This window comes from Streptomyces sp. NPDC048197, from assembly GCF_043202395.1.
Classification (GTDB): Bacteria; Actinomycetota; Actinomycetes; order Streptomycetales; family Streptomycetaceae; genus Streptomyces; species Streptomyces siderophoricus.
Genome location: NZ_JBIDAJ010000007.1, coordinates 150259 through 173229 on the forward strand (window position 1 = coordinate 150259; position 22971 = coordinate 173229).

Annotated in this window: 23 protein-coding genes; 7 read left to right on the forward strand and 16 right to left on the reverse strand. The window is 69.8% G+C overall.

The annotated features are described in order from the left end of the window. Positions 1-12: 12 nt before the first annotated feature. Together sdhA and ACGF4C_RS12640 are read left to right on the forward strand one after the other, a co-directional pair. Positions 13-1767 carry a succinate dehydrogenase flavoprotein subunit gene (sdhA, locus tag ACGF4C_RS12635; protein ID WP_393565673.1) on the forward strand — a complete coding sequence of 585 codons (1755 nt, stop codon included), beginning with the start codon at positions 13-15 and terminating at the stop codon, positions 1765-1767. Then, positions 1767-2543 (forward strand): succinate dehydrogenase iron-sulfur subunit, encoded by a 777-nt coding sequence (locus tag ACGF4C_RS12640; protein ID WP_393565675.1) that lies wholly within the window; start codon positions 1767-1769, stop codon positions 2541-2543. Before sdhA ends, ACGF4C_RS12640 begins: the two co-directional genes overlap by 1 nt. Positions 2544-2552: 9 nt before the next feature. On the opposite strand, the gene ACGF4C_RS12645 is transcribed toward ACGF4C_RS12640, so the two are convergent. Both ACGF4C_RS12645 and ACGF4C_RS12650 read right to left on the reverse strand, forming a co-directional pair. Next, on the reverse strand, positions 2553-3386 hold the full coding sequence (locus ACGF4C_RS12645) for a hypothetical protein (RefSeq protein WP_393565677.1): 834 nt from the start codon (positions 3384-3386) through the stop codon (positions 2553-2555). A 151-nt stretch (positions 3387-3537) separates the two neighbouring features. Then, positions 3538-3936 (reverse strand): MerR family transcriptional regulator, encoded by a 399-nt coding sequence (locus tag ACGF4C_RS12650; protein WP_393565679.1) that lies wholly within the window; start codon positions 3934-3936, stop codon positions 3538-3540. Between the two features lie 88 nt (positions 3937-4024). Here ACGF4C_RS12650 and ACGF4C_RS12655 point away from each other — a divergent pair, with 88 nt between their 5' ends. Together ACGF4C_RS12655 and ACGF4C_RS12660 are read left to right on the forward strand one after the other, a co-directional pair. Next, complete coding sequence (locus tag ACGF4C_RS12655; protein WP_393565681.1) at positions 4025-4861, forward strand: alpha/beta fold hydrolase; 837 nt, start codon at positions 4025-4027, stop codon at positions 4859-4861. 158 nt (positions 4862-5019) lie between these two features. After that, positions 5020-6273 (forward strand): alpha/beta hydrolase family protein, encoded by a 1254-nt coding sequence (locus ACGF4C_RS12660; protein WP_393565682.1) that lies wholly within the window; start codon positions 5020-5022, stop codon positions 6271-6273. A 138-nt stretch (positions 6274-6411) separates the two neighbouring features. Here ACGF4C_RS12660 and ACGF4C_RS12665 read toward each other — a convergent pair whose 3' ends face one another. From ACGF4C_RS12665 to ACGF4C_RS12700, 8 genes are all read right to left on the reverse strand, one after another. Further along, positions 6412-6912: an FBP domain-containing protein gene (locus ACGF4C_RS12665; protein WP_393565684.1), complete on the reverse strand. Its 501-nt coding sequence runs from the start codon at positions 6910-6912 to the stop codon at positions 6412-6414. Between the two features lie 77 nt (positions 6913-6989). Then, complete coding sequence (locus ACGF4C_RS12670; protein WP_393565686.1) at positions 6990-7388, reverse strand: hypothetical protein; 399 nt, start codon at positions 7386-7388, stop codon at positions 6990-6992. 399 nt (positions 7389-7787) lie between these two features. After that, positions 7788-8984 carry a S8 family serine peptidase gene (locus ACGF4C_RS12675; protein ID WP_393565687.1) on the reverse strand — a complete coding sequence of 399 codons (1197 nt, stop codon included), beginning with the start codon at positions 8982-8984 and terminating at the stop codon, positions 7788-7790. A 115-nt stretch (positions 8985-9099) separates the two neighbouring features. Beyond that, positions 9100-10551, reverse strand: a complete 1452-nt coding sequence (locus ACGF4C_RS12680; RefSeq protein ID WP_393565689.1) for a WXG100 family type VII secretion target — start codon at positions 10549-10551, stop codon at positions 9100-9102. Between the two features lie 56 nt (positions 10552-10607). After that, the gene (locus tag ACGF4C_RS12685) at positions 10608-10919 is read right to left on the reverse strand and encodes a hypothetical protein (RefSeq protein ID WP_030417123.1); all 312 of its coding nucleotides are present in this window, start codon (positions 10917-10919) and stop codon (positions 10608-10610) included. 319 nt (positions 10920-11238) lie between these two features. Further along, positions 11239-11385, reverse strand: coding sequence for a hypothetical protein (locus ACGF4C_RS12690; RefSeq protein WP_393565690.1), 147 nt, complete (start codon positions 11383-11385; stop codon positions 11239-11241). A 268-nt stretch (positions 11386-11653) separates the two neighbouring features. Continuing rightward, a complete protein-coding gene (locus ACGF4C_RS12695; RefSeq protein WP_393565692.1) occupies positions 11654-12157 on the reverse strand; it encodes a glycine-rich domain-containing protein in 504 nt (167 codons plus the stop codon). A 759-nt stretch (positions 12158-12916) separates the two neighbouring features. Further along, positions 12917-13144, reverse strand: coding sequence for a hypothetical protein (locus ACGF4C_RS12700; protein WP_393565694.1), 228 nt, complete (start codon positions 13142-13144; stop codon positions 12917-12919). A 151-nt stretch (positions 13145-13295) separates the two neighbouring features. On the opposite strand from ACGF4C_RS12700, the gene ACGF4C_RS12705 reads away from it, so the two are divergent. Both ACGF4C_RS12705 and ACGF4C_RS12710 read left to right on the forward strand, forming a co-directional pair. Further along, positions 13296-14555 (forward strand): helix-turn-helix transcriptional regulator, encoded by a 1260-nt coding sequence (locus ACGF4C_RS12705; protein ID WP_393565696.1) that lies wholly within the window; start codon positions 13296-13298, stop codon positions 14553-14555. Beyond that, the gene (locus ACGF4C_RS12710; protein ID WP_393565698.1) at positions 14552-15061 is read left to right on the forward strand and encodes an NUDIX domain-containing protein; all 510 of its coding nucleotides are present in this window, start codon (positions 14552-14554) and stop codon (positions 15059-15061) included. Before ACGF4C_RS12705 ends, ACGF4C_RS12710 begins: the two co-directional genes overlap by 4 nt. Positions 15062-15218: 157 nt before the next feature. Here ACGF4C_RS12710 and ACGF4C_RS12715 read toward each other — a convergent pair whose 3' ends face one another. From ACGF4C_RS12715 to ACGF4C_RS12725, 3 genes are all read right to left on the reverse strand, one after another. Further along, a complete protein-coding gene (locus tag ACGF4C_RS12715) occupies positions 15219-16565 on the reverse strand; it encodes a metallophosphoesterase (RefSeq protein WP_393565700.1) in 1347 nt (448 codons plus the stop codon). A 493-nt stretch (positions 16566-17058) separates the two neighbouring features. Further along, positions 17059-17838, reverse strand: a complete 780-nt coding sequence (gntA, locus tag ACGF4C_RS12720) for a guanitoxin biosynthesis heme-dependent pre-guanitoxin N-hydroxylase GntA (protein ID WP_393565701.1) — start codon at positions 17836-17838, stop codon at positions 17059-17061. A gap of 382 nt (positions 17839-18220) precedes the next feature. Beyond that, positions 18221-18472 carry an SCO4848 family membrane protein gene (locus ACGF4C_RS12725; protein WP_030417175.1) on the reverse strand — a complete coding sequence of 84 codons (252 nt, stop codon included), beginning with the start codon at positions 18470-18472 and terminating at the stop codon, positions 18221-18223. A 10-nt stretch (positions 18473-18482) separates the two neighbouring features. On the opposite strand from ACGF4C_RS12725, the gene ACGF4C_RS12730 reads away from it, so the two are divergent. Then, positions 18483-19988, forward strand: coding sequence for a D-alanyl-D-alanine carboxypeptidase family protein (locus ACGF4C_RS12730; protein ID WP_393565876.1), 1506 nt, complete (start codon positions 18483-18485; stop codon positions 19986-19988). 88 nt (positions 19989-20076) lie between these two features. On the opposite strand, the gene ACGF4C_RS12735 is transcribed toward ACGF4C_RS12730, so the two are convergent. The 3 genes from ACGF4C_RS12735 to trpS form a co-directional block, all read right to left on the reverse strand. Then, positions 20077-21003 (reverse strand): YihY/virulence factor BrkB family protein, encoded by a 927-nt coding sequence (locus ACGF4C_RS12735; protein WP_393565703.1) that lies wholly within the window; start codon positions 21001-21003, stop codon positions 20077-20079. A gap of 163 nt (positions 21004-21166) precedes the next feature. Next, positions 21167-21751, reverse strand: coding sequence for a 2'-5' RNA ligase family protein (locus ACGF4C_RS12740; protein WP_393565705.1), 585 nt, complete (start codon positions 21749-21751; stop codon positions 21167-21169). A gap of 183 nt (positions 21752-21934) precedes the next feature. Then, positions 21935-22945, reverse strand: coding sequence for a tryptophan--tRNA ligase (trpS, locus tag ACGF4C_RS12745; protein WP_393565878.1), 1011 nt, complete (start codon positions 22943-22945; stop codon positions 21935-21937). Positions 22946-22971: the final 26 nt, after the last annotated feature.

Genomic DNA, 22971 nt, shown 5'->3' on the forward strand with positions numbered 1-22971 from the left:
CTGACTGGAACCATGAAGATCCACAAGTACGACACCGTCATCGTCGGCGCCGGCGGCGCGGGCATGCGCGCCGCCATCGAGGCGACCAAGCGCAGCCGCACCGCGGTCCTGACGAAGCTCTACCCGACCCGCTCCCACACCGGCGCCGCCCAGGGCGGTATGGCCGCCGCCCTCGCGAACGTCGAGGAGGACAACTGGGAGTGGCACACCTTCGACACGGTCAAGGGCGGTGACTACCTGGTCGACCAGGACGCCGCCGAGATCCTCGCGAAGGAGGCCATCGACTCGGTCCTCGACCTGGAGAAGATGGGCCTGCCGTTCAACCGCACGCCGGACGGCACGATCGACCAGCGCCGCTTCGGCGGTCACTCCCGCAACCACGGTGAGGCCCCGGTCCGCCGGTCGTGCTACGCGGCCGACCGCACCGGCCACATGATCCTCCAGACGCTGTACCAGAACTGCGTCAAGGAGGGCGTGGAGTTCTTCAACGAGTTCTACGTCCTCGACCAGCTGATCACCGAGGTCGACGGCGTCAAGAAGTCGGCCGGTGTGGTGGCGTACGAGCTCGCCACCGGCGAGATCCACGTCTTCCAGGCGAAGGCCGTCATCTACGCCTCCGGCGGCTGCGGCAAGTTCTTCAAGGTGACCTCCAACGCGCACACCTTGACCGGTGACGGCCAGGCCGCCGTCTACCGCCGCGGGCTGCCGCTGGAGGACATGGAGTTCTTCCAGTTCCACCCGACCGGCATCTGGCGGATGGGCATCCTGCTGACGGAGGGCGCCCGCGGTGAGGGCGGCATCCTCCGCAACAAGGACGGCGAGCGCTTCATGGAGAAGTACGCGCCGGTCATGAAGGACCTCGCGTCCCGCGACGTCGTCTCGCGCTCCATCTACACCGAGATCCGCGAGGGCCGGGGCTGCGGTCCCGAGGGCGACCACGTCTACCTCGACCTGACGCACCTTCCGCCGGAGCAGCTCGACGCCAAGCTCCCGGACATCACCGAGTTCGCCCGGACGTACCTCGGCATCGAGCCCTACACGGACCCGATCCCGATCCAGCCCACCGCGCACTACGCCATGGGCGGCATCCCGACGAACGTCGAGGGTGAGGTCCTGAGCGACAACACGACGGTCGTCCCGGGTCTGTACGCGGCCGGCGAGGTCGCCTGCGTCTCCGTGCACGGCGCCAACCGCCTCGGCACCAACTCCCTGCTGGACATCAACGTCTTCGGCCGCCGGGCCGGCATCGCGGCGGCGGAGTACTCGGCCACCGCCGACTTCGTCGAGCTCCCCGAGGACCCGGCGAAGCTGGTCGAGGAGCAGGTCGAGCGGCTGCGCACCGCCACCGGCAGCGAGCGGGTCACCGAGATCCGCAAGGAGCTGCAGGAGACCATGGACGCCAACGTGATGGTGTTCCGCACCGAGCAGACGATCAAGACCGCGGTCGAGAAGATCGGCGAGCTGCGCGAGCGGTACCTGAACGTGTCCATCCAGGACAAGGGCAAGCGGTTCAACACCGACCTGCTGGAGGCCATCGAGCTGGGCAACCTGCTCGACCTGGCCGAGGTCATGGCCGTGTCCGCACTGGCCCGCAAGGAGTCCCGCGGCGGTCACTACCGCGAGGACTACCCCAACCGCGACGACGTCAACTTCATGCGGCACACCATGGCGTACCGCGAGGTGGGCGACGACGGCACCGAGTCGATCCGTCTCGACTACAAGCCGGTCGTGCAGACCCGCTACCAGCCGATGGAGCGTAAGTACTGATGGCTACCCCGACCCTGGACAAGGCGGCTGAGGCCGGCCAGCCCGAGCCCGGCTTCGCCGACTCCCCGTACATCACGGTCACCTTCCGGATCCGCCGGTTCAACCCGGAGATCTCGGAGGACGCCAGCTGGGAGGACTTCCAGCTGGAGATCGACCCGAAGGAGCGCGTCCTGGACGCCCTCCACAAGATCAAGTGGGAGCTGGACGGGTCGCTGACCTTCCGCCGTTCCTGCGCCCACGGCATCTGCGGTTCGGACGCCATGCGGATCAACGGCCGCAACCGTCTCGCCTGCAAGACGCTGATCAAGGACATCAACCCGGAGAAGCCGATCACGGTCGAGGCCATAAAGGGCCTGACGGTGCTGAAGGACCTTGTCGTCGACATGGAGCCCTTCTTCCAGGCGTACCGGGACGTGATGCCCTTCCTCATCACGACCGGCAACGAGCCGACCCGTGAGCGCCGGCAGTCCGCCGAGGACCGCGAGCGCTTCGACGACACCACCAAGTGCATCCTGTGCGCCGCCTGCACGTCCTCGTGCCCGGTGTTCTGGAACGACGGCCAGTACTTCGGCCCGGCGGCGATCGTCAACGCGCACCGCTTCATCTTCGACTCGCGCGACGAGGGCGGCGAGCAGCGCCTGGAGATCCTGAACGACAAGGACGGCGTCTGGCGCTGCCGGACGACCTTCAACTGCTCCGAGGCCTGCCCGCGTGGCATCGAGGTCACCAAGGCCATCCAAGAGGTCAAGCGGGCGCTGATCACCCGGCGCTTCTAGCACCGCCGTTCAGCGCCGGACGGCGGCCCGGGCCCCGGCCCGGACGCCGGCCGGGACCGGAACGTCCCCGAGGGCCCCGCCCCCGTACGCACGGGAGCGGGGCCCTTCGGCGTGCCCGGCCGCCTCTGACCCGGCCGCCTCCGGCTCGGCCGCCGGATACACCAGCACCGGCGGCAGCGCGTCGTCCACCAGCGCGATGGGCCCGCCCCGGCAGAAGTACGACGGCACGAACACCAGCCCCCGCCCCTGGAGGAACAGCTCCCGCTCCACCGGGTACGCCACCTCCAGCACCGGCGGCCGCCAGCGCATCGCCGGCCCGAACGTCCGCAGCATCGCCGCCGCCCCGGACTGCGCCAGGGCGTGCACCCGCAACGCCCGGTCCGCGCCCACCCGCCCGGCGATCCGCGGCCAGGCCGGCGCGACCGCCAGGTGGTGGTACGTCCGCAGGCTGCGCGCCAGTTGGCGCAGCGCGGCCGGTTCGCCCTCCCCGATTCCGCGCGCCTCGCCCGGCAGCGCCCGGTGCCCGGCCAGCAGCGCCACCTCGGCGCGCAGTCGCGTGCGCGGGGTGCGCATCACCGCCTCCAGCCCCGGCTCGACGCCCTCCAGCGCGGCGTAGGGCGTGAGGAAGTCCGGGAAGTAGCCGCGCAGCGGCACCAGCGGGAACAGGGTCCGCAGCGGCCCGGGGCCGTGCCGCACCGCGTGCTGCCGCCAGGCGGCCAGCGCCGGCTCGCCGCGGTCCTCCCGCAGGATCTGCAGGCTCAGCGCGGTCTCCCAGAGCGGGTCGGCGCCCTCCGCCACCCTCGTACGCGCCAAGTCCTGCCCGGTGAAGTGCACTCGTAACACGGCAGCCCCCTGCTTCCGCACCGCTCCCCCGAACGGCGTGCACACGAGGATCGGCCGGACGGGCCGGTCATGGCAAGCGGAAAGCGCAAGAAGAATCGGAAAGAACGCAAGGAGCCTTACGGCCTTCTTCGGGGGCGGGCGCCCGGTGGCGTCAGGCCGAGCGCAGGGCCATCGTCGCCAGTGCCGCGTCCTCCTCCCGGCGCTTCCGCATGACCTGCGCATACTCCGACAGAGCCGCCCGCCGCTGGGCCAACTCGGCCAATTCCGCGTCCAGTTGGGCCATCCTCCGCTCCACGATCCCGGCCGAGAGCGCGCACGGGGTGAGTCCCGGACCGCCCTGGGCACAGGGCAGCAGCCCGCGGATCTCGTCGGTGTTCAGCCCCGCGGCGAGCAGCTCGCGCACTCTCCGTACGGACTCCACCGCCTCCTCACCTCGATAGCGCCGATAGCCGTTCGCGTCCCTCTCGGCGCTCAGCAACCCCTGCTGCTCGTAGTAGCGCAGCACCCGCGGACTGACTCCCGTACGCCGCGCCAGTTCCCCGATCCGCATCCGCTCCCCCTTCCGGCACCGGGGCCGAAGGGAACGGCCCGGCACCGACTTGACCTTGACACCGGTGTCACACTGCAACCTCTTCCGCATGACGCAGATTCCCGCATCGATTCCCGCATCGGTTCCCGCATCCCCGACCGCCCTTCCGCAGCTGTCCACCACCGTCGCCGGTGATCCCGCCGGGCCCGGCATCCTGCTGGCCCACGGCGCGACCGGCAGCGTCGAGGGCAACTACGGCGGCCTCATCCCCACCCTGACCGCCACCGGCCACCGCGTCGTGGCCCCCGACTACCCCGGCTCGGGCAACACCCCGCGCGCCACCGGCCCGTTGGAGCTGGACGCCCTGGCCGACGCCCTGGTCGCCGAGGCCACCGAGGCCGGTATGGACACCTTCACCGTGATCGGCTTCTCCATGGGCACCGCCGTGTCCGTACGGGCCGCGGCCCGGCACCCCGAGCGGGTCCGCGGACTGGTCCTGACCGCCGGCCTCGCCAAGGCGGACGCCCGGACCAGAGTCTGGCTCGACCTCTGGCTGCGCCTCCTGGAGCAGGGGGACTACACCGGCTTCGCCCAGGTGCGGACCCTCAGCGGCCTCGCCCCGGAGGCCTTCAACGCCCTCTCCCCCGCCGAGCGCGCGGCCGTCCTGGACCCCGACCCGTCCCTGCCGCCCGCCGGCTCCGCCGAACAGGCCGCGCTGGTACGCGCCCTGGACACCACCGCCGACCTGCCCACGATCACCGTGCCCACGCTGGTCATCGCCACCACCCTGGACACCCTGCTGCACCCGTCCCACTCCCGTTACCTGGCCGACCACATCCCCGGCGCCGAGTACGCGGAGATCGCCACCGGCCACCTCCCGATGGTCGAACGGCCCGCGGAATGGCAGGAGTTGATCCACACCTTCCTGACCAAGCACGGGCTGTGAGACGAGCACGGGCTAGCCAAGTGCGGGCGGTGAGCCAAGTGCGGACTGTGACCCAAGTGCGGGCGGTGAGACGGCACTCCGGTACCCGCGAACGCCGCTGCCGACCCCTGACGTTCGTCAGTACCGTCCGCGCACCGCCCTGCTTACGCTCAGGCTTCATGAACGGTTCGAAGCACGGGAAGCACGTCCGCAACCAACTCCGCCGCGGCGCGGTGGCGTTGGCGCTCGCCGCCACGCTGCCGCTCCCGCTCGCCGGTGCCGCCCTCGCCGCCCCGCACGTGGACCCGGCGACGCCGGCCACCGCCCCGGCCTCCCCGGCGGCCGCCACGCTCCACCTCCCGCGCCCCACCGGCCCCTACGCCGTCGGGCGCGACACCCTGCACCTCGCCGACCAGCAGCGCCGGGACCCCTGGGTGCCCTCCGCGGGCGCACGGGAGCTGATGGTTTCGCTGTATTACCCGGCGCGCCCGGGCACCGGCCACCACAGCGCCCCGTACATGGACACCAAGGAGGCCCAGCTCCTCCTCCAGGGCATCCACCGCGCCGACGCCCCGCTGGCCAAGGCGCTCGCCGCCACCCGTACCCACGCCCGCACCGACGCCCGGCCGGCCCCCGGCACCCATCCGCTGGTGGTGCTCTCCCCCGGCTTCTCCCTCAACCGCGCCACGCTCTCCCTGCTCTCCGAGGAACTCGCCTCACACGGCTACGTGGTCGCCCTCCTCGACCACGCCTACGAGTCCTTCGGCACGGCCTTCCCCGGCGGCCGCACCCTCACCTGCGTCGCCTGCGACACGGTCGAGAAGGCCCCCGAGGACGCCCAGCAGCGGCTGATGGCCAAGGTCGCCACCGGCCGGGCCGCCGACATCCGCTTCGTCCTCGACGTCCTGACGAGGCCGGGTGGTCACAGAAAGCAGACCGCCTGGCGCTACTCCGCCATGATCGACACCCGGCGGATCGGCGCCGCCGGCCACTCCATCGGCGGCAACGCCGCCGCGGCCGCCATGGCAGCCGACCCCCGTATCCGCGCCGGCATCAACATGGACGGCACGTTCTCCGCGCCCGTCCCCCGCGGCGGACTCGACGGCCGGCCGTTCCTGATGCTCGGCACGCTCAACGGCCACTCGCCGCACGACGAGGACGCCAGCTGGCTGCGTGCCTGGCGGCGGCTGGACGGCTGGAAGCGCTGGCTCACGGTCCGCGACGCCGGACACTTCACCTTCATCGACATCCCGGTCCTGGGCGGCCAGCTCGGCATCACCGACCCCACCGCCCCGCTCCCCGGCAAGCGCTCCGGGGAGATCACCCGCGACTACGTCACCGCCTTCTTCGACCAGCACCTGCGCGGCCTCGCGCGCCCGCTGCTGAACGGCCCGTCCACGGCCAACCCGGAGGTCCTGTTCCAGAACCCGTGACGTGCGGCGGTGCGGACGTGCGGTGAGGCCGCGCGAAGGTGGGTGAGGACGTGCGAAGGCGGGTGAGGGCGTGTGAGCTCGTGCGAGGGCCTGCGAGAGCGCTCCCTCGCCCGCCCTCGCTCCCTCCCCTCCCCCGGCTCAGCCGTCCAGCACCTTGTCGAGGAACTCGTCCAGGTTGCGCACCGTGCGCTCGATCCGTGCCTCCAGCGGCAGCGTCTCCTCGTGCCGCCCGGCGAGCTGGGACCGCTTGCGCCCGCGTACGTAGAGGGAACACGCGAGGTCGGCGCAGAGGTACGTGCCGACGGTGTTTCCCTGCCGCCCGGACGGGCCGGCCCGCCGCGCGGCCAGCAGACTGACCCCCGACCCCGGATGCCCGGTCATGCAGACCGAACAGACCGTCGTCTTGGTGAAACTCCGCCGCACTCCCTGCGGCACCCTGAGCGTGACACCGATGAGCCCGTCGCCGCGCGGCGCCACCAGATAACTCCGGTCCGGCGCCCCGGGATCCCGCCACCCCAGGAAGTCCAGATCCTGCCACGGCAGTCCGGCCAGTCCCACCGGCAGATTGATCCGGCTCGCCTCCCCCTTCGAGCAATTCACAAAGGAGGCACGTATCGCTTTTTCACCTACGGGGTCCATAACGCCCGAAGCTAACAGCGGCGATGCGGCCCCGTCGTCCGAATTTCCCCGCCGCGCACGCAGGTGACGCTCAGGGATCAGGCCCCCGGCCGCATCATCACCGCGCGCTTCGTCCGGTCCGTGAGCCTCGCCTGCTCCGCTCGTGCGAGGCGCTCGGGGTCGGCCTCCGCACGTCGCCCGGCGTACTTTTCCCAGTCCGCCGGCTTCAGGAAGAACATCGCCTTGCTCCCGGGCACCACCAAGACACCACCGAAGGCCAGGTCACCGGCGACCCACGCCCCTTCTTCCGTACCCTCCGGCCACCGCCGGCGTCCGGCCGCGGGGACCGCCAGCATCAGCGGCGCCCCGTGCTGCCCGCGCGTCGTCACGCGGATCTCGAAGACGTTGCCGTACCGGGTCCACCGCTCACGCTTCTTGACCACCCGGGGGTGGAACTCCAGCGGATAGCCGCGGAGTACGCGCGCACTGGGATCCACGGATTCCGTAAATGACCCGGCACAGGGTGAAGATGAAGAGGAAGACACCGGCAACGATGGGCAGGGTAAGGAAAATCGAGTTCGAGCCCGTGGCATGGGACAACACGACCGGGATGGCCACGAGAAGCGCGGAGACCAGCAGACGCAAGGCGATGAGTCCGGCCAGAGCACGGTAATGCGTCTTCCACACCTCCGCCGTGTCCGGAGCCTCAAGCGCCGGTGCCGGTGTACGCGCATCGTGCGCCAAGACATCCTTCTTCCGGCTATCGCGATCGTGCCCTGCCAGACCAGACCGGCCCTCAGGAAGACTGCCGTCCTCCTCGGGGCCAGAAGCGGTTGAGACATGCGCCGCGGCCGCTCCGGAGCGGAACGGCCGCGGCAGTGGTACGGAGCGGAGGCTCAGCCCCAGGCCTGGTTGCCGGTCTTGTTGCGGCGGCGCACGGCGACCACGATGCCGATGACGATGCCGGCGACGACCAGGACACCGAGGGCGATGCCACCGATGAGCAGGGCGGTCTGCTTGCCGCCCATGGGGGGGTTGGGGTCGGAGCCCTTGTCGGCGCCGGGGACGACGCCCGTCTGGGATGCCTTACCCTTCGGCATCGGCAGGGGGCCCTGGGCCGGACCTGCGGCGATGTCGCGCCGCAGGGCAGGGCCCGGCTGGATGAAGCCGTAGCCGTAGTGCGTGTCCGGCAGCTTGAGGTGCTTGGCCTTCTCGGCCTGCGCCAAGCCGGCCGTCTTCACCAGCCTGTTGGCGATCTGGCCGGGAGTGAGGTCAGGGAACTTCTGCTTGAGGAGCGCGGCGGCGGCAGAGACGTAGGCAGTGGCGGCGGAGCTGCCGTTCGCCTCGGTCTGGTAGGAGGAGTCGCTCTTGCCCATGGCTACGGGCACCTTCACACCCGGGGCGAGTAGGTCGAGGGTGGAGTTGGCGTTGTTGGCGTCGTCCGGCTCCCCGTACTCGCTGACCGAGCCGACGCCGATCGCGCCGGGGCAGGCCGCCGGGTAGTTCTTCTTCGGGAGACCATCGTTGCCGACACCGGCCACCACCACGACGCCCTTCTCCACCGCGTAGTGGATGGCTGCGCAGTCGTCGGCGCCCGGAACGCTTTCGATGTACGACATATTGATCACGTCGGCGCCGTGTTCCACTGCCCACCGCGTGGCCAGTCCGCTGTTCTTGAACTCGGGGACGGGAAGGATCTTGGCTTCGGGTGCCAGTCCCTTCACGCCTTCGGATCCACCGGGCCCGTGTCCATGACCGGCGATGATCCCGGCCATCGCGGTGCCGTGGTCGCGGACGTCCTCGTTCGGTTCGAGGGTCTTGGCGTTCGCTTCCTGGGTGGCCTTCCCCCAGTCCGGCCCTGGCAGGAACTGGCCCTTCAGATCCTGATGCGTCGTACGGAAGCCGCTGTCCAGGACAGCCACCGTCACGCCCTTGCCGGTGGCCTCCTTCCAGAGCTGCTGGGCCCCGAACGCCTCCAGCGGCCACTGGGCCTTCCGGACCTGGTCCGCGGAGGCGGTCCCGCCCGCGGACAGCAGCAGTGCTCCGGTCAGCGCAGCACCCACCGTCGCGCGCAGTGTTCGGGTGACCCTCATCCTTCGCTCCTTCTTGCTGTGCTGTCCGGCGGCCTTGTTCCGTCTGAGGAAAGGCCCCGCACACATGGGAGTGCGGGGCCTTTCGTCGTTGGCCGCATGCGACGTTATCGTCGGCCTACTCGATGACGCGAGGGGCAACGTTACGTTGCGGGTTCCAGGTCTCCTCGTCCTCGACAAGGTAGTCGGGGCGCTGTCCGGTGGTGCGCTCCTTGTCCCCCTTGCCCTTGCCCTTCGCACCGGCCGCGCCCGCGGCTCCGGCGGCGGCGTTCGTGCCACCGCGGCTGCGGTGCAGCCCGGAACCGCCCTGCTTGGCTCCACCGGCCGGGCCGCCCGGCTTGCCGACCAGACCGCCACGGGTACGCGCCTGCGGACCGCGACCGGCCGCGCCCTTGGCGCCGCCCGCCTTACCGGCCCCGGCGCCGGCACCCGGCATGCCGCCACCGCGCATTCCGCCGGCACCGCCCATGCCACGCGCCCCGCCGGCGCCCATGCCACCACCGGGCATGCCGATGACACCGGGCGGAACGGCCCCACCCGGGAAGCCGCCACCTGTACCGCCGGGCACGCCGTGACCGCCACCGGTCGTTCCACCACCCAGGCCACCGCCGCCGACCGACGGCGGGGTGAGGGTGCCACCCTGCACGCTGTCGAGCCCGGTGGTCACGGGCAGTTCGGGCCGGTTGATCTTCGGTCCGTCGAACCCGGGTGGAACGGCACCGCCGCCCGCGCCGTTGGGCATCTTCGGCGCACGCGGCATCTGCGACGAGGTACGGGGGTGGCTGCCGCCGATCACCGGCATGTGCACCGGGGGCGGCGACGGCTTCGAGGAGGGCTCCTTCGGCCAGTCGCCCCTGGGGCCACCCGGATCGACGCCCTCGTGGAGAACCCCCGCGTGTGCGTCGTAGTTGGCTGCCAGCTCATCCATCACGATGACCGCTTCGACCTGACGCTCCTTGGTCAGGGACAGGCTGTCCCTGTTGAGCTCCAGGGCCATGCGGGTGTCCATCTTGGGATTCGCCATGTCCCGCTTGAACTGGCTGTCGTCGCCCTTTTCGTCCATAGCCCGATCCACGACACCGGGGTCGTGGATCTTCGACATCGTCTTCTTCGCCTCGCGAAGACTGTGCGCGACGCTGCTCTCCGGCCCGGACGAGCGACTACCGATCAGGGTGGACTCGACCTTCCGCGAGTGCTGGTACGTCCGGTCGAGCTTCTCGAGAACCTTGCCGGCTTCCCTGCGGAACGCATCGGCCGCCGAGCCCTCCCAGTGCGCCGAGGCGTGATTGACGGCATCCATGAATGCCTTGCGGATTCCGCCGTGTCCGTCCTCCCCGGCCAGCCGGTCGGCAGAGGCACGCCAGTGCTGGCCCGAGGTCTCGATGGCCTCGGGGTTGGCGTTTTCGATCATCGCCCGGAGCGCGTTGAGGCCATGGTGATGGAAGTCGGAAGGAGACCGACGCATGGGGGTGCGCCCCTGGAACGACTTCAGCCGCTCTTCCCGCTCGTGGTTCTTGCGCTGCTGTTCCATCGCCTTGGCGCTGTCGTACTCCTGCTTGGCGTCAACCATGCAGGCCCCCCTTCATCTCCATCTCCGCCCTTCGTGCACGCGTCCCCGAGTGGTGCTCAGCCATTCATCGAGGTCTTCGTCTGGTGCTCCTGGTCCTCGTACGCGCCGCGGCTGGCTTCCGTCTTCTCGCCGAACTTGTGGATGAGGTCCTGGAGCGCGTCGATGACCTGCGACATGTACGACTGCATGTCGTCATGGGCCTTCGCGAGGTCGCCCGCCTCGAGGAAATTCACGCCGAACGCCGACTTCGGAATGGTCGTGCTGTATTTCACCTTCTGGCTGGGTTCGTCCATGTCGCCTCGAAGGTGGCGGAGTTGGCGCACCACGCTGTCCAGTTCGTCGAGATCGACCCTGAAGCGCTCGCTCATTCCTTCTCCCCGTTCCCCGTCTGCCCCGGCCCGTTCCCCACGCACCGCCCCGTGAAGCCGTCGCTAAGGGCAACATAAAGTCAATAAATACTAGGGAGTTGGGTGCCTTCGATGCAAGATCGAAAGTCATGATCTGTCCGATTTAGCGCAGGATGGTGCCGCACTTTGTAGAGGGGTTGTTACCTGCGGGCGCAACCTGCTCCCCGCACCGACCGAGGACGATCAGGACCGGCGCGATCGAGGCCGGGCGATCAGGACCGGAGGTGATCACGCCCGCCGGTCAGGCCCGCCGGTCACGCCCGCTGGTCAGGCCTGCCGGTCAGGCGCGCAGGGCGGCCAGTTCGACCACCGTGACGTCCGGGGGTGCGCCCAGCCGTACCACGGCAGGACGCTTCACGGAGTACACGGCGGACCCCTCTGGGGCGGGCGACTGTCCGCTCGGGTGCCAGGCGAGGGCTGGGTTCAATCGTCGTGCGTGTGACCGGGGCAGGCGCACGGCAGGGTGTACGGCTTTCCGGTCGCCTGGTCGACGACGACCACGCCACCGGAGCACCGTCGTGCCGGGTGCCTGCGCCACTTGCTACGCGGGGGCCGAGGGTGCCCGCCCGTTTTCACGACTTCCCGGTACGCCGAGACCGCTTGCGTGTGCGCGGAGTTGATCCACTCGGTCATGTCAGCGCCTCCTGGTTCCTCAACGACCGTACGGCCGTTGAGGAACCGCGGACAGAGGGGCGTCAGTTCGGGCCGGTGTTGGAACAGTCGGCACCGCAGCCGGCGGGTGCCGGTTCGGAGTGCTCGCAGGACGCAGCGACCAGGATCGCGTTGTCGGTAGGTCCGCTCCACATGGCCGGGTCCGGCTCGTAGCCGGCCTTCTTGATCGCGGCCTGAGTCCGTGCCAGAGCTTCCGGGTCGTGCCGTGTCACGTCCGGCCGCTCCGGTACGTGGTGCACGTAGTGATGCAGAGACCGGCACAGCTCGGCGTAGATGGTCGTGTGCAGGATCAGGGCATGCCAGCCTTCATCGACCACCCGCGACGGCTTGAGGCGGGCGCGCGGTGCCGCTGAGCAGGCTGCGACGAACTTCAACGCCTCCTCAGTGATTCGCTCCGCAACATTGGCGGCCATGCCCTCGTTGTTGCACTGCACCGTGCTGGCGACATCGAGGAACTGCTCAGAGGTGATGAGCTTGCGAGCACTCTTCACCTCCGGCAACGTCGTGTGCTCTTGTGTGACGGTCACCGTGTACTTCCTTTCGTTGGTTGGTGCGGTGATGGCGCTCCGTCCCCGGCCGGTTGTCTGGCCAGAACCGGGGACGGAGCACGCTGGGTGGGGCGCTCGGCCTCATGCCGAGGGTCTTGGCGGCCTTCGATTGCCGAGGAACTGAAGGGACTACGGCACTGGCCTGAGTCGAGTAAGACGGTGAGGCCATGGGGCTCGCATCGGTATTCGCGCTCGCCGACGGAGTCAGATCATGTCCGCCTTTAGGGCAAAGCACGGGGTCAACGACCCGAACAAAGACTGCCGGTCGCCGCGACAGCCAAAACGATCACGCTGGAGCCCCACGTGAGCAGCACCACGACGCCACCCCAGAACGTGCCGTCGCTAGTGACTTTCCAGCCCCTCAGCACTTTTTGAGTCCTTGGAATCCCGTGAGGCTTTCAGCCTCGGCTGCGGATGCGGACCGACAGGATCGCTTTGCGGCGTCCCACGGGGATCCCACCGACCTGCTCAAAACGAGGCACTCATCGTGTATCGCCTGGATCTTCCCAACCTTGCAATTGCTCATGTCCACTACGACGTCGCCGCATGAGAAGGGCTGATCGGTCACCTCGTTACCCCCTTGGGGCGAATTGCTTCCCCACTGGGCGCAAGCCCGAGGCGGCACGCCTTGGGCCGGCTCCTCCCGCACGTAGACCTCGCCGTACTGGTTCGCACGGAAAACACGGACCGTCGGGCTCGGTCGCGGCGGCGGAGTGAGGGGCTCCCTCGGGTCGTTCATTACTGCTCCTGGTCGTCGTGTTCGGGCGGTGCGCTCTGCGCGACCGCCAAGAGGCGTTTCGCCGTGGCTTCATCGACGGTGCCAAGCCGGACGCGTGCGGTCGTTCCCGATGGCACGTCACCCATGGCCTCCAAGTGGATGCCGAGCGACGCCATGCGGGTGTTGAGGCGGGCAGCCAACCTGCGGCCTCGTGCGCTGAGGTTCAGATAGCCGTCCTGCGGGTCCATTGGTCCTCCTGCGCATCGTTCGCGTGGCGTGCGACTCTCAGTCAACGACGGTTCAGGCAAGGAAAGAGACTCCAGCGGGTGACCCCAAGATGGAGTCAGGCGACGGACAACACCTTCAGCCGCGACTTACGCTGAAGCAGGGGTGGTTCCAGTGGGGCGTGAGCAACAGGATCTACAGACGGTTGTTGCCGGCTTGCTCAGTGACGTCCGCTTCCAACGCGCCTGCTCTGAACGCGACATGGGCGCTGTGTTCCGGCTCTTGAACCATCGCGGCCTCAGCACGCGGCGCCTCGCGGCTGCCGTGGGGGTCACGCAGGGGCGACTCTACGACTACATGAACAACAAAAGTCGCGTTGAGAAGTTAGCCCTGTTTGAGCAAATTTCTGATGCCTTGCGCATTCCTGGAACCAGGTTGGACCTGGCCCGGCGGGCTTGGGAACCTCGGGGGGACGAACCGGTGGCCGGCCCGGCTTTGGAACCGGATGGCAACGACCTGGCAGCCATAGACGCATTTCGAAACGCGGACAAGCAGACGGGCGGCGGCCGCCTTTACGGTGCAGTGATCCGTCACCTGAAGGAAAACATTGCAAGCCGCCTGGTAGATGCGAGTAGCGAACCGCAAGTCTTCGCTGCTGCCGCTGCGCTGAGCGAGATGGCGGGATGGATGGCACACGATTCCGGGCGTGATGGCAGGGCTCAAAGGCACTTCGCGCGAGCGTTACCCTTCGCCCGGACTTCAGGGGACGTACCGCTGGCTGCCAACATCGCAGCCAGTAGTAGCCACCTCGCCTTGCAAGTTGGAGAGGTGGGAGAGGCGGTGCACTGGGCGAAGGTGGGTCTTCGCTTTGCCGACCAGGGGCCACATATCCCCTCTTTGATAGCTCGGTTGCACTCCATGCACGCACGGGCGCTCGCTGTCGCTGATCAAGGAACAGTGGCCTTGCTCGAACTGGAGCGGGCGCATTATGCGCTCACTGGCTCTGCTGAAGCGACTCATCCCTGGATCAGTCCCTTTGATGAAGCCTCGCTAGCGAGTGAAAGCGCCCTGACGTATCGGGATATGAAGCAGTACGACGAAGCCCTTGAACATGCCGATCGGGCAGTAGCCCTTAGAGAGTCGGGACGGGCACGGTCCCTCGCCCTGAGCCAGATCAACTTGGTGGCGATCCATGCTCAGCGCGGCGACCTGGACGCAGTGCTGTACTTCGGCGTGATGCTATTGACGACGAATCCGTCACTCGGCTCGGTGCGGGTGGTCAATCAGTTGGCCGATCTTCGGCGCATGCTGAACAGTCACCGCCACCATCCCCCCGTGCGGGACTTCCTTGAACGGTTCGACGCCGCGGCGAAGACACGCCTGCTACTCCTCGCCGACATCATGGCGCCTAGTAACGAAGGCACACTCTCATGACACCCACACCTGATGACCCTGAAGCCTGGTACGCGTACTTGGCTGAAGGCAACGCACGGCAAGCCCGCAAGCGGGTGGCTGCCGATGTGCTGCTGAGGAACGAAGCCGGCGACTTCCTCTTGGTCAAGCCAACGTACAAGCCAGGGTGGGACCTTCCCGGCGGAATGGCGGAAGCGAACGAGCCTCCGGCGAGCGCAGCGGTACGTGAACTCAAAGAGGAGCTGGGGTTGACCGTCACGCTCCACGGGTTGCTCGTGGTGGACTGGGTGGCTCCCCATGAGGCTTGGGATGATCAGCTCGCCTTCATCTTCGATGGCGGCGTACTGAATGCAAACGATGCACGCGATGCACGGCCGCACGACGAAGAGCTGTCTCAACTTGCCTTCATGCCTCACTCACGCGCGACTTCAATGCTTCCGCAGCGCCTGCGGTCCCGTTTCTTGGCAGCCGCAGAGGCTCTGAATTGCGGGATACCTCGCTACCTGCACAATGGATCGCCCATCTAGCGGAACTTAGCTCTGTACCCTGTGGCTCGTTTATAGAGGGAGCGTTACCTGCGGGTGCAACCTGCGCCCCGCTCCGACCGAAGGCGATCAAGACCGGGGCGATCAGGACCGGAGGTGATCACGCCCGCCGGTCACGCCCACCCGTCATGCCCGCCGGTCAGGCGCGCAGGGCGGCCAGTTCGACCACTGTGACGTCCGGGGGTGCGCCCAGCCGTACGGGCGGTCCCCAGGCTCCGGCGCCGCGGGTCACGTACAGCTGGGTGTCGCCGTAGCGCTCCAGGCCCGCGACGGTCGGGTTGGTGGCCTCGGCGACGTAGGTGAAGGGCCACATCTGGCCGCCGTGGGTGTGGCCGGAGAGCTGGAGGTCCACCCCGTACCGCACGGTGTCGTGGATGGTGACCGGCTGGTGCGCCATGAGGACGACGGCCCGGGCCGGGTCGCGGTCACCCAGCGCCAGGTCGTAGTCGGGGCCGGCGTGTTCGGTCGCACCGGCAAGGTCGTTGACGCCCGCGAGATCGAAGCCGGGCAGCTCGGTCCGCGCGTTCTCCAGCGGGTGGATGCCCAACTCCCGTACGTGGTCCACCCATTGCGCGGCGCCCGAGTAGTACTCGTGATTGCCGGTGACGAAGTACGCGCCGTGGCGGGCGCGCAGGTCGCGCAGGGGCTCCGCGGCCGGGCCCAGGTCGGCGACGCTGCCGTCGACCAGGTCGCCGACGATGGCGATCAGGTCGGGAGAGGTGCGGTTGACCGTGTCGACGACGCGCCGGGTGTGTGCGCGGCCGAGGATCGGTCCCAGGTGGATGTCGCTCACCACGGCGATGCGCAAGCCGTGCGCGGCGCGCGGCAGTTTGGCCAGCGGCACGGTCACCCGCTTCACGGACGGGCCGCGGAAGGTGGTCGCGGTCCCGTACCCGACGGCGGCCGTGGCGGCCAGGGACGCACCGGCGGCCACCGCCCGGGCGAGGAAGAGCCGCCGGGGCGGGGTGGGGAGCGGGGGCAGCGCGGGGGTACGGGGCGGCAGGAGGGTGGGGGCGGAGGAGGGGGTGGGGGCGGGGGGCGACGAGGTGGCCGCGCGGGGGCCGTCGGGGGCTTCGCAGCCCTCGGGTACTTCGGGTACTTCGGGTACTTCCGGTGATCGGGAGGGGGACGGGACCGGGAGTGCGGCGGGGGCCGGAGTCGCCGGTGCCTCCCGCCCCCGGAGGAGCCGCAGGCCCACCGCCCGTACGACCTCGCCGGCCAGCAGTGCCAGGACGAGGTACAGCAGCAGGGCCAGCCAGAGGTACCCGGGCCAGGCCAGCACCTGCTGGAGCACGAAGGGGACGCCGGCCCGGCCGGCGAGGAGGGCGCCGAGGGAGAGCAGCGGGAGGGCGAAGGCGGCGGCGGTGCCGGCGCGGCGGGCCCGGCTGCCGGGTGCGGTGGTGTCGCGGACCAGGCGGCACCACACGTAGCGGTGCACGCCGAAGAACAGGCCGAGGACCGGCACCGCGATCAGGGCAAAGACCACCGCGTCTCCCTAGCTTCAGTTGTCCGGAGGCCTCAGTGACCTGGAGGCCTCAGTGGCCTGGAGGCCTTAGTGGCCTGGAGGCCTCCGGTGGCTCGGCTACCTCCGGGGTTCCGGATGCCTCGGTATCCCGGGAGCCTCAGCTCTCCCGGGAGCGCCAGACACCCCTCCCCGGGGCTCCAGACGTCCCGGGAACTCGAGGCGTCCCGGGCGAGCACGCTATCGGGCGCCCGGCCGGCGGCGGCGAACCGGCACCCGGTGGGGATGAGGAAACGGCGCCCGGCGGGGATCGGGAAGCGCCGCCCCTCGGGACGGGAAGCGGAACGGGGAGTCGGAACGGGGTAGGGGCACCCGGCGTGGCTGGGGAAGCGGGGCCCGGCAGGGGCGGGCCGCCGGGCACCCGGTCGCCCCGGTCGCCCCGGTCGCCCCGTCCGCCCCACGCGCCTTGCTCAGCCCCGTTCCGCGCGCCTCGCTAGCCCCGTTCCGCGCGCCTCGCTCAGGCCCCCGAGGGAGTCAGTTCCCGGTCCAGATCCAGATCACGGTCCAGATCCCGGCCCCGGCCCAGATCCCCTTCCCGGTCCGGGCCCGCCTCGCCGGAGGCGGAGGCGGAGACGGTGGCGGGGGCGGGCACAGGAACGAACGGGCACTGCCATTCCGCGGGCTTGGGGCGGCCGGAATAGCGACGGGCCTCGGAAAGCTCCTCGTATTCCTGCAAATTCGGATTGATATCGCCCTGCAGCTTGATGTCCTGCTTGCGTATCTTCTCCGCCAGGCGGTCCCACATTCCCGCGCCCTTGATGCGGGTGAACTGCTCGTGGGAGTTGAAGGCCAGCATCGGAAAGGGCGGGCGGCGGCCCCAGCGGCGGTGGGTCTCGTGCAGGCCGATCACGAAGAACGGGTGTCCGGCCACGCTGTACGCGAATTCCCGGGCCTGCGGGTCCGAGGCATAGCCCGCCGCCCACTGGTGGTTCTCCGCGTCCTGCTCGTGGAGGAGCTGGAGCTGCTGCCAGAGGAGTTCCTCGAAGCGCAGTTCGTCCACACCGCGGGGTTGCTCGAAGGTGGCGATGAAGCTGGTGAAGGACCGGGCGCTCCAATCCGCCGAGCCGACGAATTCCGCGAGATCGAGCGCCATCAGCCGGGCGGCCTCCTCGCTCCCCAGCACGTCATAGTGCCGGTGTGTGATGCCGCCCTGGCGCCAGGCCGAACGGCCCGCCAGGCAGGAGAACCGGTCCCCCAGGATGAACGCCTCAACCTCACCACGCGCGTCCGACGTCATGGACAGCCTTCCTTCCACCTACGTGCCTCCTCGACGGGAGATCATCTCCTTCACGCATCCGAAAGCACCCACCCCGTACGGGCGGCACCCGGGACCGGGGACGGCGCACGGCAGGGCAGCCGTGACCGCACCCGGGTAGCGCCGGGTCCGCATGAGACGGGGGAAGTCGCCTGGTGATTGTGACCGGCGGAAGCGCTTCTGGGAAAACCCCGCAGCAAAATTCCTCGCGACGAATCGCTCACATTCCGGGACGATTACGGCGGTTCACGGAGGGTGAGGGAGGCCCGGGGCCGGGCGGCTTCCCGGCCCGGATCGCCGGGCCGCCCGCTGCTCACCAGTTGGCCGGCCGCCGACCGACCGCTGCTCGCCCGCTACTTGTCCGCTACTTGTCCGCCGCCGCGCGGCGCAGGGCCCGTACGCCACGGAACCCGATCACGCCGATTGCCGTCCCCAACAGAAAGGACGTCACGGCCAGCAGTAGATGGACCCAGAAGTACGCGGTCGGGTCGCCGGCGTCGTTGAAGGCCAGACCGCTCCCGTCCTTGCAGAGGTTTTTGACGAAAGTGATCCAGATGAACCAGCTCCAGACCCCGAAGGCGAGCAGGAACCAGGACACGGGGCGAGAGAGCTTCATGGGTTCCAGTATGGGCAGCGGCTCCATCCGGCCGTCGGGAGGGGCACTCTTCCGTGGGGTGCTGTCGGCGACCGGGGCGAAGAGGGGTACGTTCAGCGACGTGCCGACGACCTTCAGTGCTTTCACGGCTTCCGTCCCTGCCCGCTCCTCCACGTCCCCCGGCGCCCCGGACGCCCTCGATGCGTCCGGCACGTCCGGTCCGGCCGGCGCCGCCGGAGCCTCCCGTGCCGCCGGTGCTGCCCCTGCCGCCGGCGCTGCCCGTGCCGCCGGTGCTGCCGGTGCTGCAGGGCGCGCCGCGGTGCGTCGCGGCCGGTCCCTGCGTGCCGCCGCCGCACTGGCCGTCTCCGGGCTGCTGACCTCTCCGCTGCTGGCCGGCACCGCGTACGCCGACCAGAAGGACCCCAAGGCCCCCGCGCCGCCGGCCAAGATGTCGCAGATCGGCGGGGAGCGGCTGGGCACGCCCGGCGTACAGGTGCAGCTGAAGCCCGGTGCGCCGAAGCTGCCGGGGCCGGACGCGCTGACCGCCCGGTCCTGGATCGTCTCGGACGCCGCGACCGGCAAGGTGCTGGCCGCGAAGAACCCGCACTGGCAACTGGCGCCCGCCAGCACTTTGAAGATGCTGTTCGCGGACACCGTCATGCCGAAGTTCCCGAAGAACCAGAAGCACACGGTCAAGCCCGCCGACCTCGCGGGCATGGGCGTGGGCAGCAGCCTGGTCGGGATAAAGGAGAACCTGACCTACACGGTCCACGACCTGTGGCTCGGGGTGTTCCTGCGCTCCGGGAACGACGCGGTGCACACCCTCTCGGCGATGAACGGCGGAACGAAGGCCACCGTCTCGCAGATGCAGCGGCACGCGAAGGAACTGAACGCCAACGACACGCACGTCGTCACGCCGGACGGTTACGACGCGCCGGGGCAGGTCTCCAGCGCGTACGACCTGAGCCTGTTCGCCCGGGCCGGGCTGCGGAACGCCGACTTCCGCGAGTACTGCTCGACCGCGAGCGCCCAGTTCCCCGGGGACAAGGGCAAGGACGGCAAGCGCGCGACGTTCGGCATCCAGAACACCAACCGCCTGCTGAGCGGGGACTACGACATCAAGCCGTATCCCGGGATCGCGGGCGTGAAGAACGGCTCGACCACCAACGCCGGGTCGACCTTCACCGGCATGGCGCAGCGCGGTGACCGCAAGCTGCTGGTCACCGTCATGCACCCGGAGAAGGCGGTGCACAACGAGGCCTACCGCGAGGCCGCCAAGCTGCTCGACTGGGGGTTCGCGGCGGCCGACAAGGTCGAGCCGGTCGGCCGGCTGGTCGGGCCGCGCAGCGAGGACGACGGCACCGGCGCGGTGAGCGCCCAGGGCAAGCGCCACAAGGGCGGGCAGGGCAGCACCCAGGCGGCGCTGGACAGCACCGGCTCGGGCAGCACCTGGACCGCGGTGGGGATCACCGGCGGTGCGGTGGTGGTGCTGGGCGCGGTGGCACTGGTGGTGCGCCGGCGCCGCGCCGCGAAGTGAGTCGGCGGGGCGGAGCTAGTCGGCGGGCGGGGAGTGAGCCGGCGGGGCGGAGTGAGCCGGCGGGCGAGGTGAGCCGGTGGGGCGGGGGCTATGCGGCGCCCGCCGCCGCTTCCGCGGCACCCGGCCCCGCGTCGCCGGATTCCTCGGCCCCGGTCGCCCCGTTCGTCTCCTCCCCCGCCGTGGCCGTCCACGAGGCGCAGTACACCAGCAGCTTCGCGGTGAAGTTGATCCACAGCAGCAGCGCGATCGGGGTGCCGAAGGCGCCGTACATGCTGCGTGAGGCGACGCCCTGCAGATAGCCGCTGAGCAGCAGCTTCAGCAGTTCGAAGCCGATCGCCCCGAGGAGGCCGGCGATGACCACGGCGCTGCGCGGCGGGTGGGCGCCGGGCAGTTTGGTCAGGACGTAGACGAGCAGCAGGAAGTCCGCGAGGACGGCGATGCAGAAGCCGGCGGCGGACAGCAGTACGGTGCCGATGCCGCCCTCCGCCAGGCCGAGCGCCTGCGCCGCCTTGCCGACCGCGGAGGACGCGAAGGCCGAGCAGGCGAACGAGAGCAGGGCGACCCCGCCGAGTCCCAGCAGCAGCGCGCCGTCCCGGAGCTTGCCGACGAAGAAGTTGGTGTCGTCGTCGCCCTTCTCCCATACGGCGCGCAGGCAGTCGCGCAGCGAGTCCACCCAGCCGATGCCGGTGAACAGCAGCGCGGCACCGGCGACCAGGCCGATCGTGGTGGCGTTGGCGACGAGCCCGGCAATGTCCATCTGCCCGGAGATGCCGGGGAGCTGCTCGGCGACCTTGCCCTCCAGCTTGTGCAGATCGCTGTCGCTGAGCAGTGCGGCGCCGATCGCGGCGCCCACGGTGAGCAGCGGGAAGAGGGCGACGAAGCTGGTGAAGGTGATCGCGGCGGCGAGCCGGGTCCAGTGCACCCGGAGCATGCGTTCGTAGGCGTGCCAGAGGTGAGTGGTCATCAGCCAGCCGACGGCCGGCCCGACCACCGGCAGTTTCCTCAACCAGTCCACGGCGCTCCCCTCGTACAGCAGTCGGTCACCCCGGTGATCCGGAACCCTAAAGTCCGACTACCCCGTAACGGCCTGCACGCATCCGGTGCCCGTAACGGCCTGCGCGCATCCGGTGCCCCGTAACGGCAGGGGCAGTAACGGCCCGGTACGCCGCCGGTGTGTCTCAGCAGGAAGGGGCCGGGGGGCGGGAGAGGTCGACGGCCTGGCGGGGGACGGCGGGGGCCTGCGGGCCGAAGGGGTACTCGCGCTCCAGGCGCCAGACGGCGTCCGCGCCCTGCTGGTAGAGGGCGAACCCGGCGATCGTCCAGGTCGCGGAGAAGTCCGCGAGCTCGGCCCGGGCGCGGTCCATGGCGTCCTCGGCGATGCCGTGCGCGACCGTCACATGCGGGTGGTACGGGAACTGCAGCTCACGGGCGCACGGGCCGGAGGCGGCGCGCACCCGGGCCTGGAGGGCGGTGCAGCCGGCCGCGCCCTCGGTGACCTTCACGAAGACGACCGGGGAGAGCGGGCGGAAGGTGTCGGTGCCCTCCAGCCGGAGCGGGAAGGGGCGGGAGCCGGCCGCGACCCCGGCCAGGTGGCGCTCGATGGCGGGCAGCGCGTCGGCCTGGACCTCCGTGGGCGGGAGGAGGGTGATGTGGGTGGGGATGCCGTGTGCGGCGGGGTCTCCGAAGCCGGCGCGCTTCCGCTGGAGGAAGCTGCCGTACGGCTCCGGGACCGCGATCGAAACGCCCAGCGTTACGGTCCCCACTGGCTTCTCCCTCCTGACGTGTGTGCGGCGCGCTCGCGCACCCTCTTAGTGTGCCGGGTGCGCACCCCGGACGGGGAGCGTCCCCGGCCCTCGGACGGCCGGGCCGTTGTGCCCCCATGAGTGGGGGCGGCGGCGTCGGCGGGGTCCGCGCGCCGGCCGGGGCGGGCCGCGCGGACCGTTCCGTCAGTGCTTGGCCGGCAGGAGTCCGAGCCGGTCGTAGGTGGTGGCGAGGGTCTCCGCGGCGACCGCACGGGCCTTCTCCGCGCCCTTGGCCAGCAGGGAGTCCAGCGTCTCGGGGTCGTCGAGGAATTCCCGCGTACGGTCCCGGAACGGTGTGACGAAATCGACCATCACCTCGGCCAGATCCGTCTTGAGGGCGCCGTACATCTTGCCCTCGTAGGACTTCTCCAGGTCGGGGACGGCGGTGCCGGTGAGGGTGGAGAGGATGCTGAGGAGGTTGCTGACGCCCGGCTTGGCCTCGCGGTCGAAGCGGATCACCGTGTCGGTGTCCGTCACGGCGCTCTTGACCTTCTTCGCGGTGACCTTGGGGTCGTCGAGCAGGTCGATGATGCCCTTGGGCGAGGACGCCGACTTGCTCATCTTGATCGACGGGTCCTGAAGATCGAAGATCTTCGCCGTCTCCTTGAGGATGTACGGGTTGGGGATCGCGAAGGTGTCGCCGAAGCGGGTGTTGAAGCGGTCCGCGAGGTCGCGGGTCAGCTCCAGGTGCTGGCGCTGGTCCTCGCCGACCGGGACCTGATCGGCCTGGTAGAGGAGGATGTCGGCCACCATCAGCACGGGGTAGGTGAACAGACCGACGGTGGTGCGGTCCGCGCCCTGTTTGGCCGACTTGTCCTTGAACTGGGTCATCCGGGAGGCCTCGCCGAAGCCGGTGACGCAGTTCATGACCCAGGCGAGCTGGGCGTGCTCGGGCACGTGGCTCTGGACGAAGAGCGTGCAGCGCTCCGGGTCGAGGCCGGCCGCGAGCAGCTGGGCGGCCGCGATCCGGGTGTTGCGGCGCAGTTCCGCCGGGTCCTGCGGAACGGTGATCGCATGGAGGTCGACGACCATGTAGAAGGCGTCGTGGGACTCCTGGAGGTCCACCCACTGGCGCACCGCGCCGAGGTAGTTGCCGAGGTGGAAGGAGCCGGCGGTGGGCTGGATACCGGAGAGCACACGAGGCCGATGCTGCATGGCGGAGCCATTCCCCTGGGGGTGGT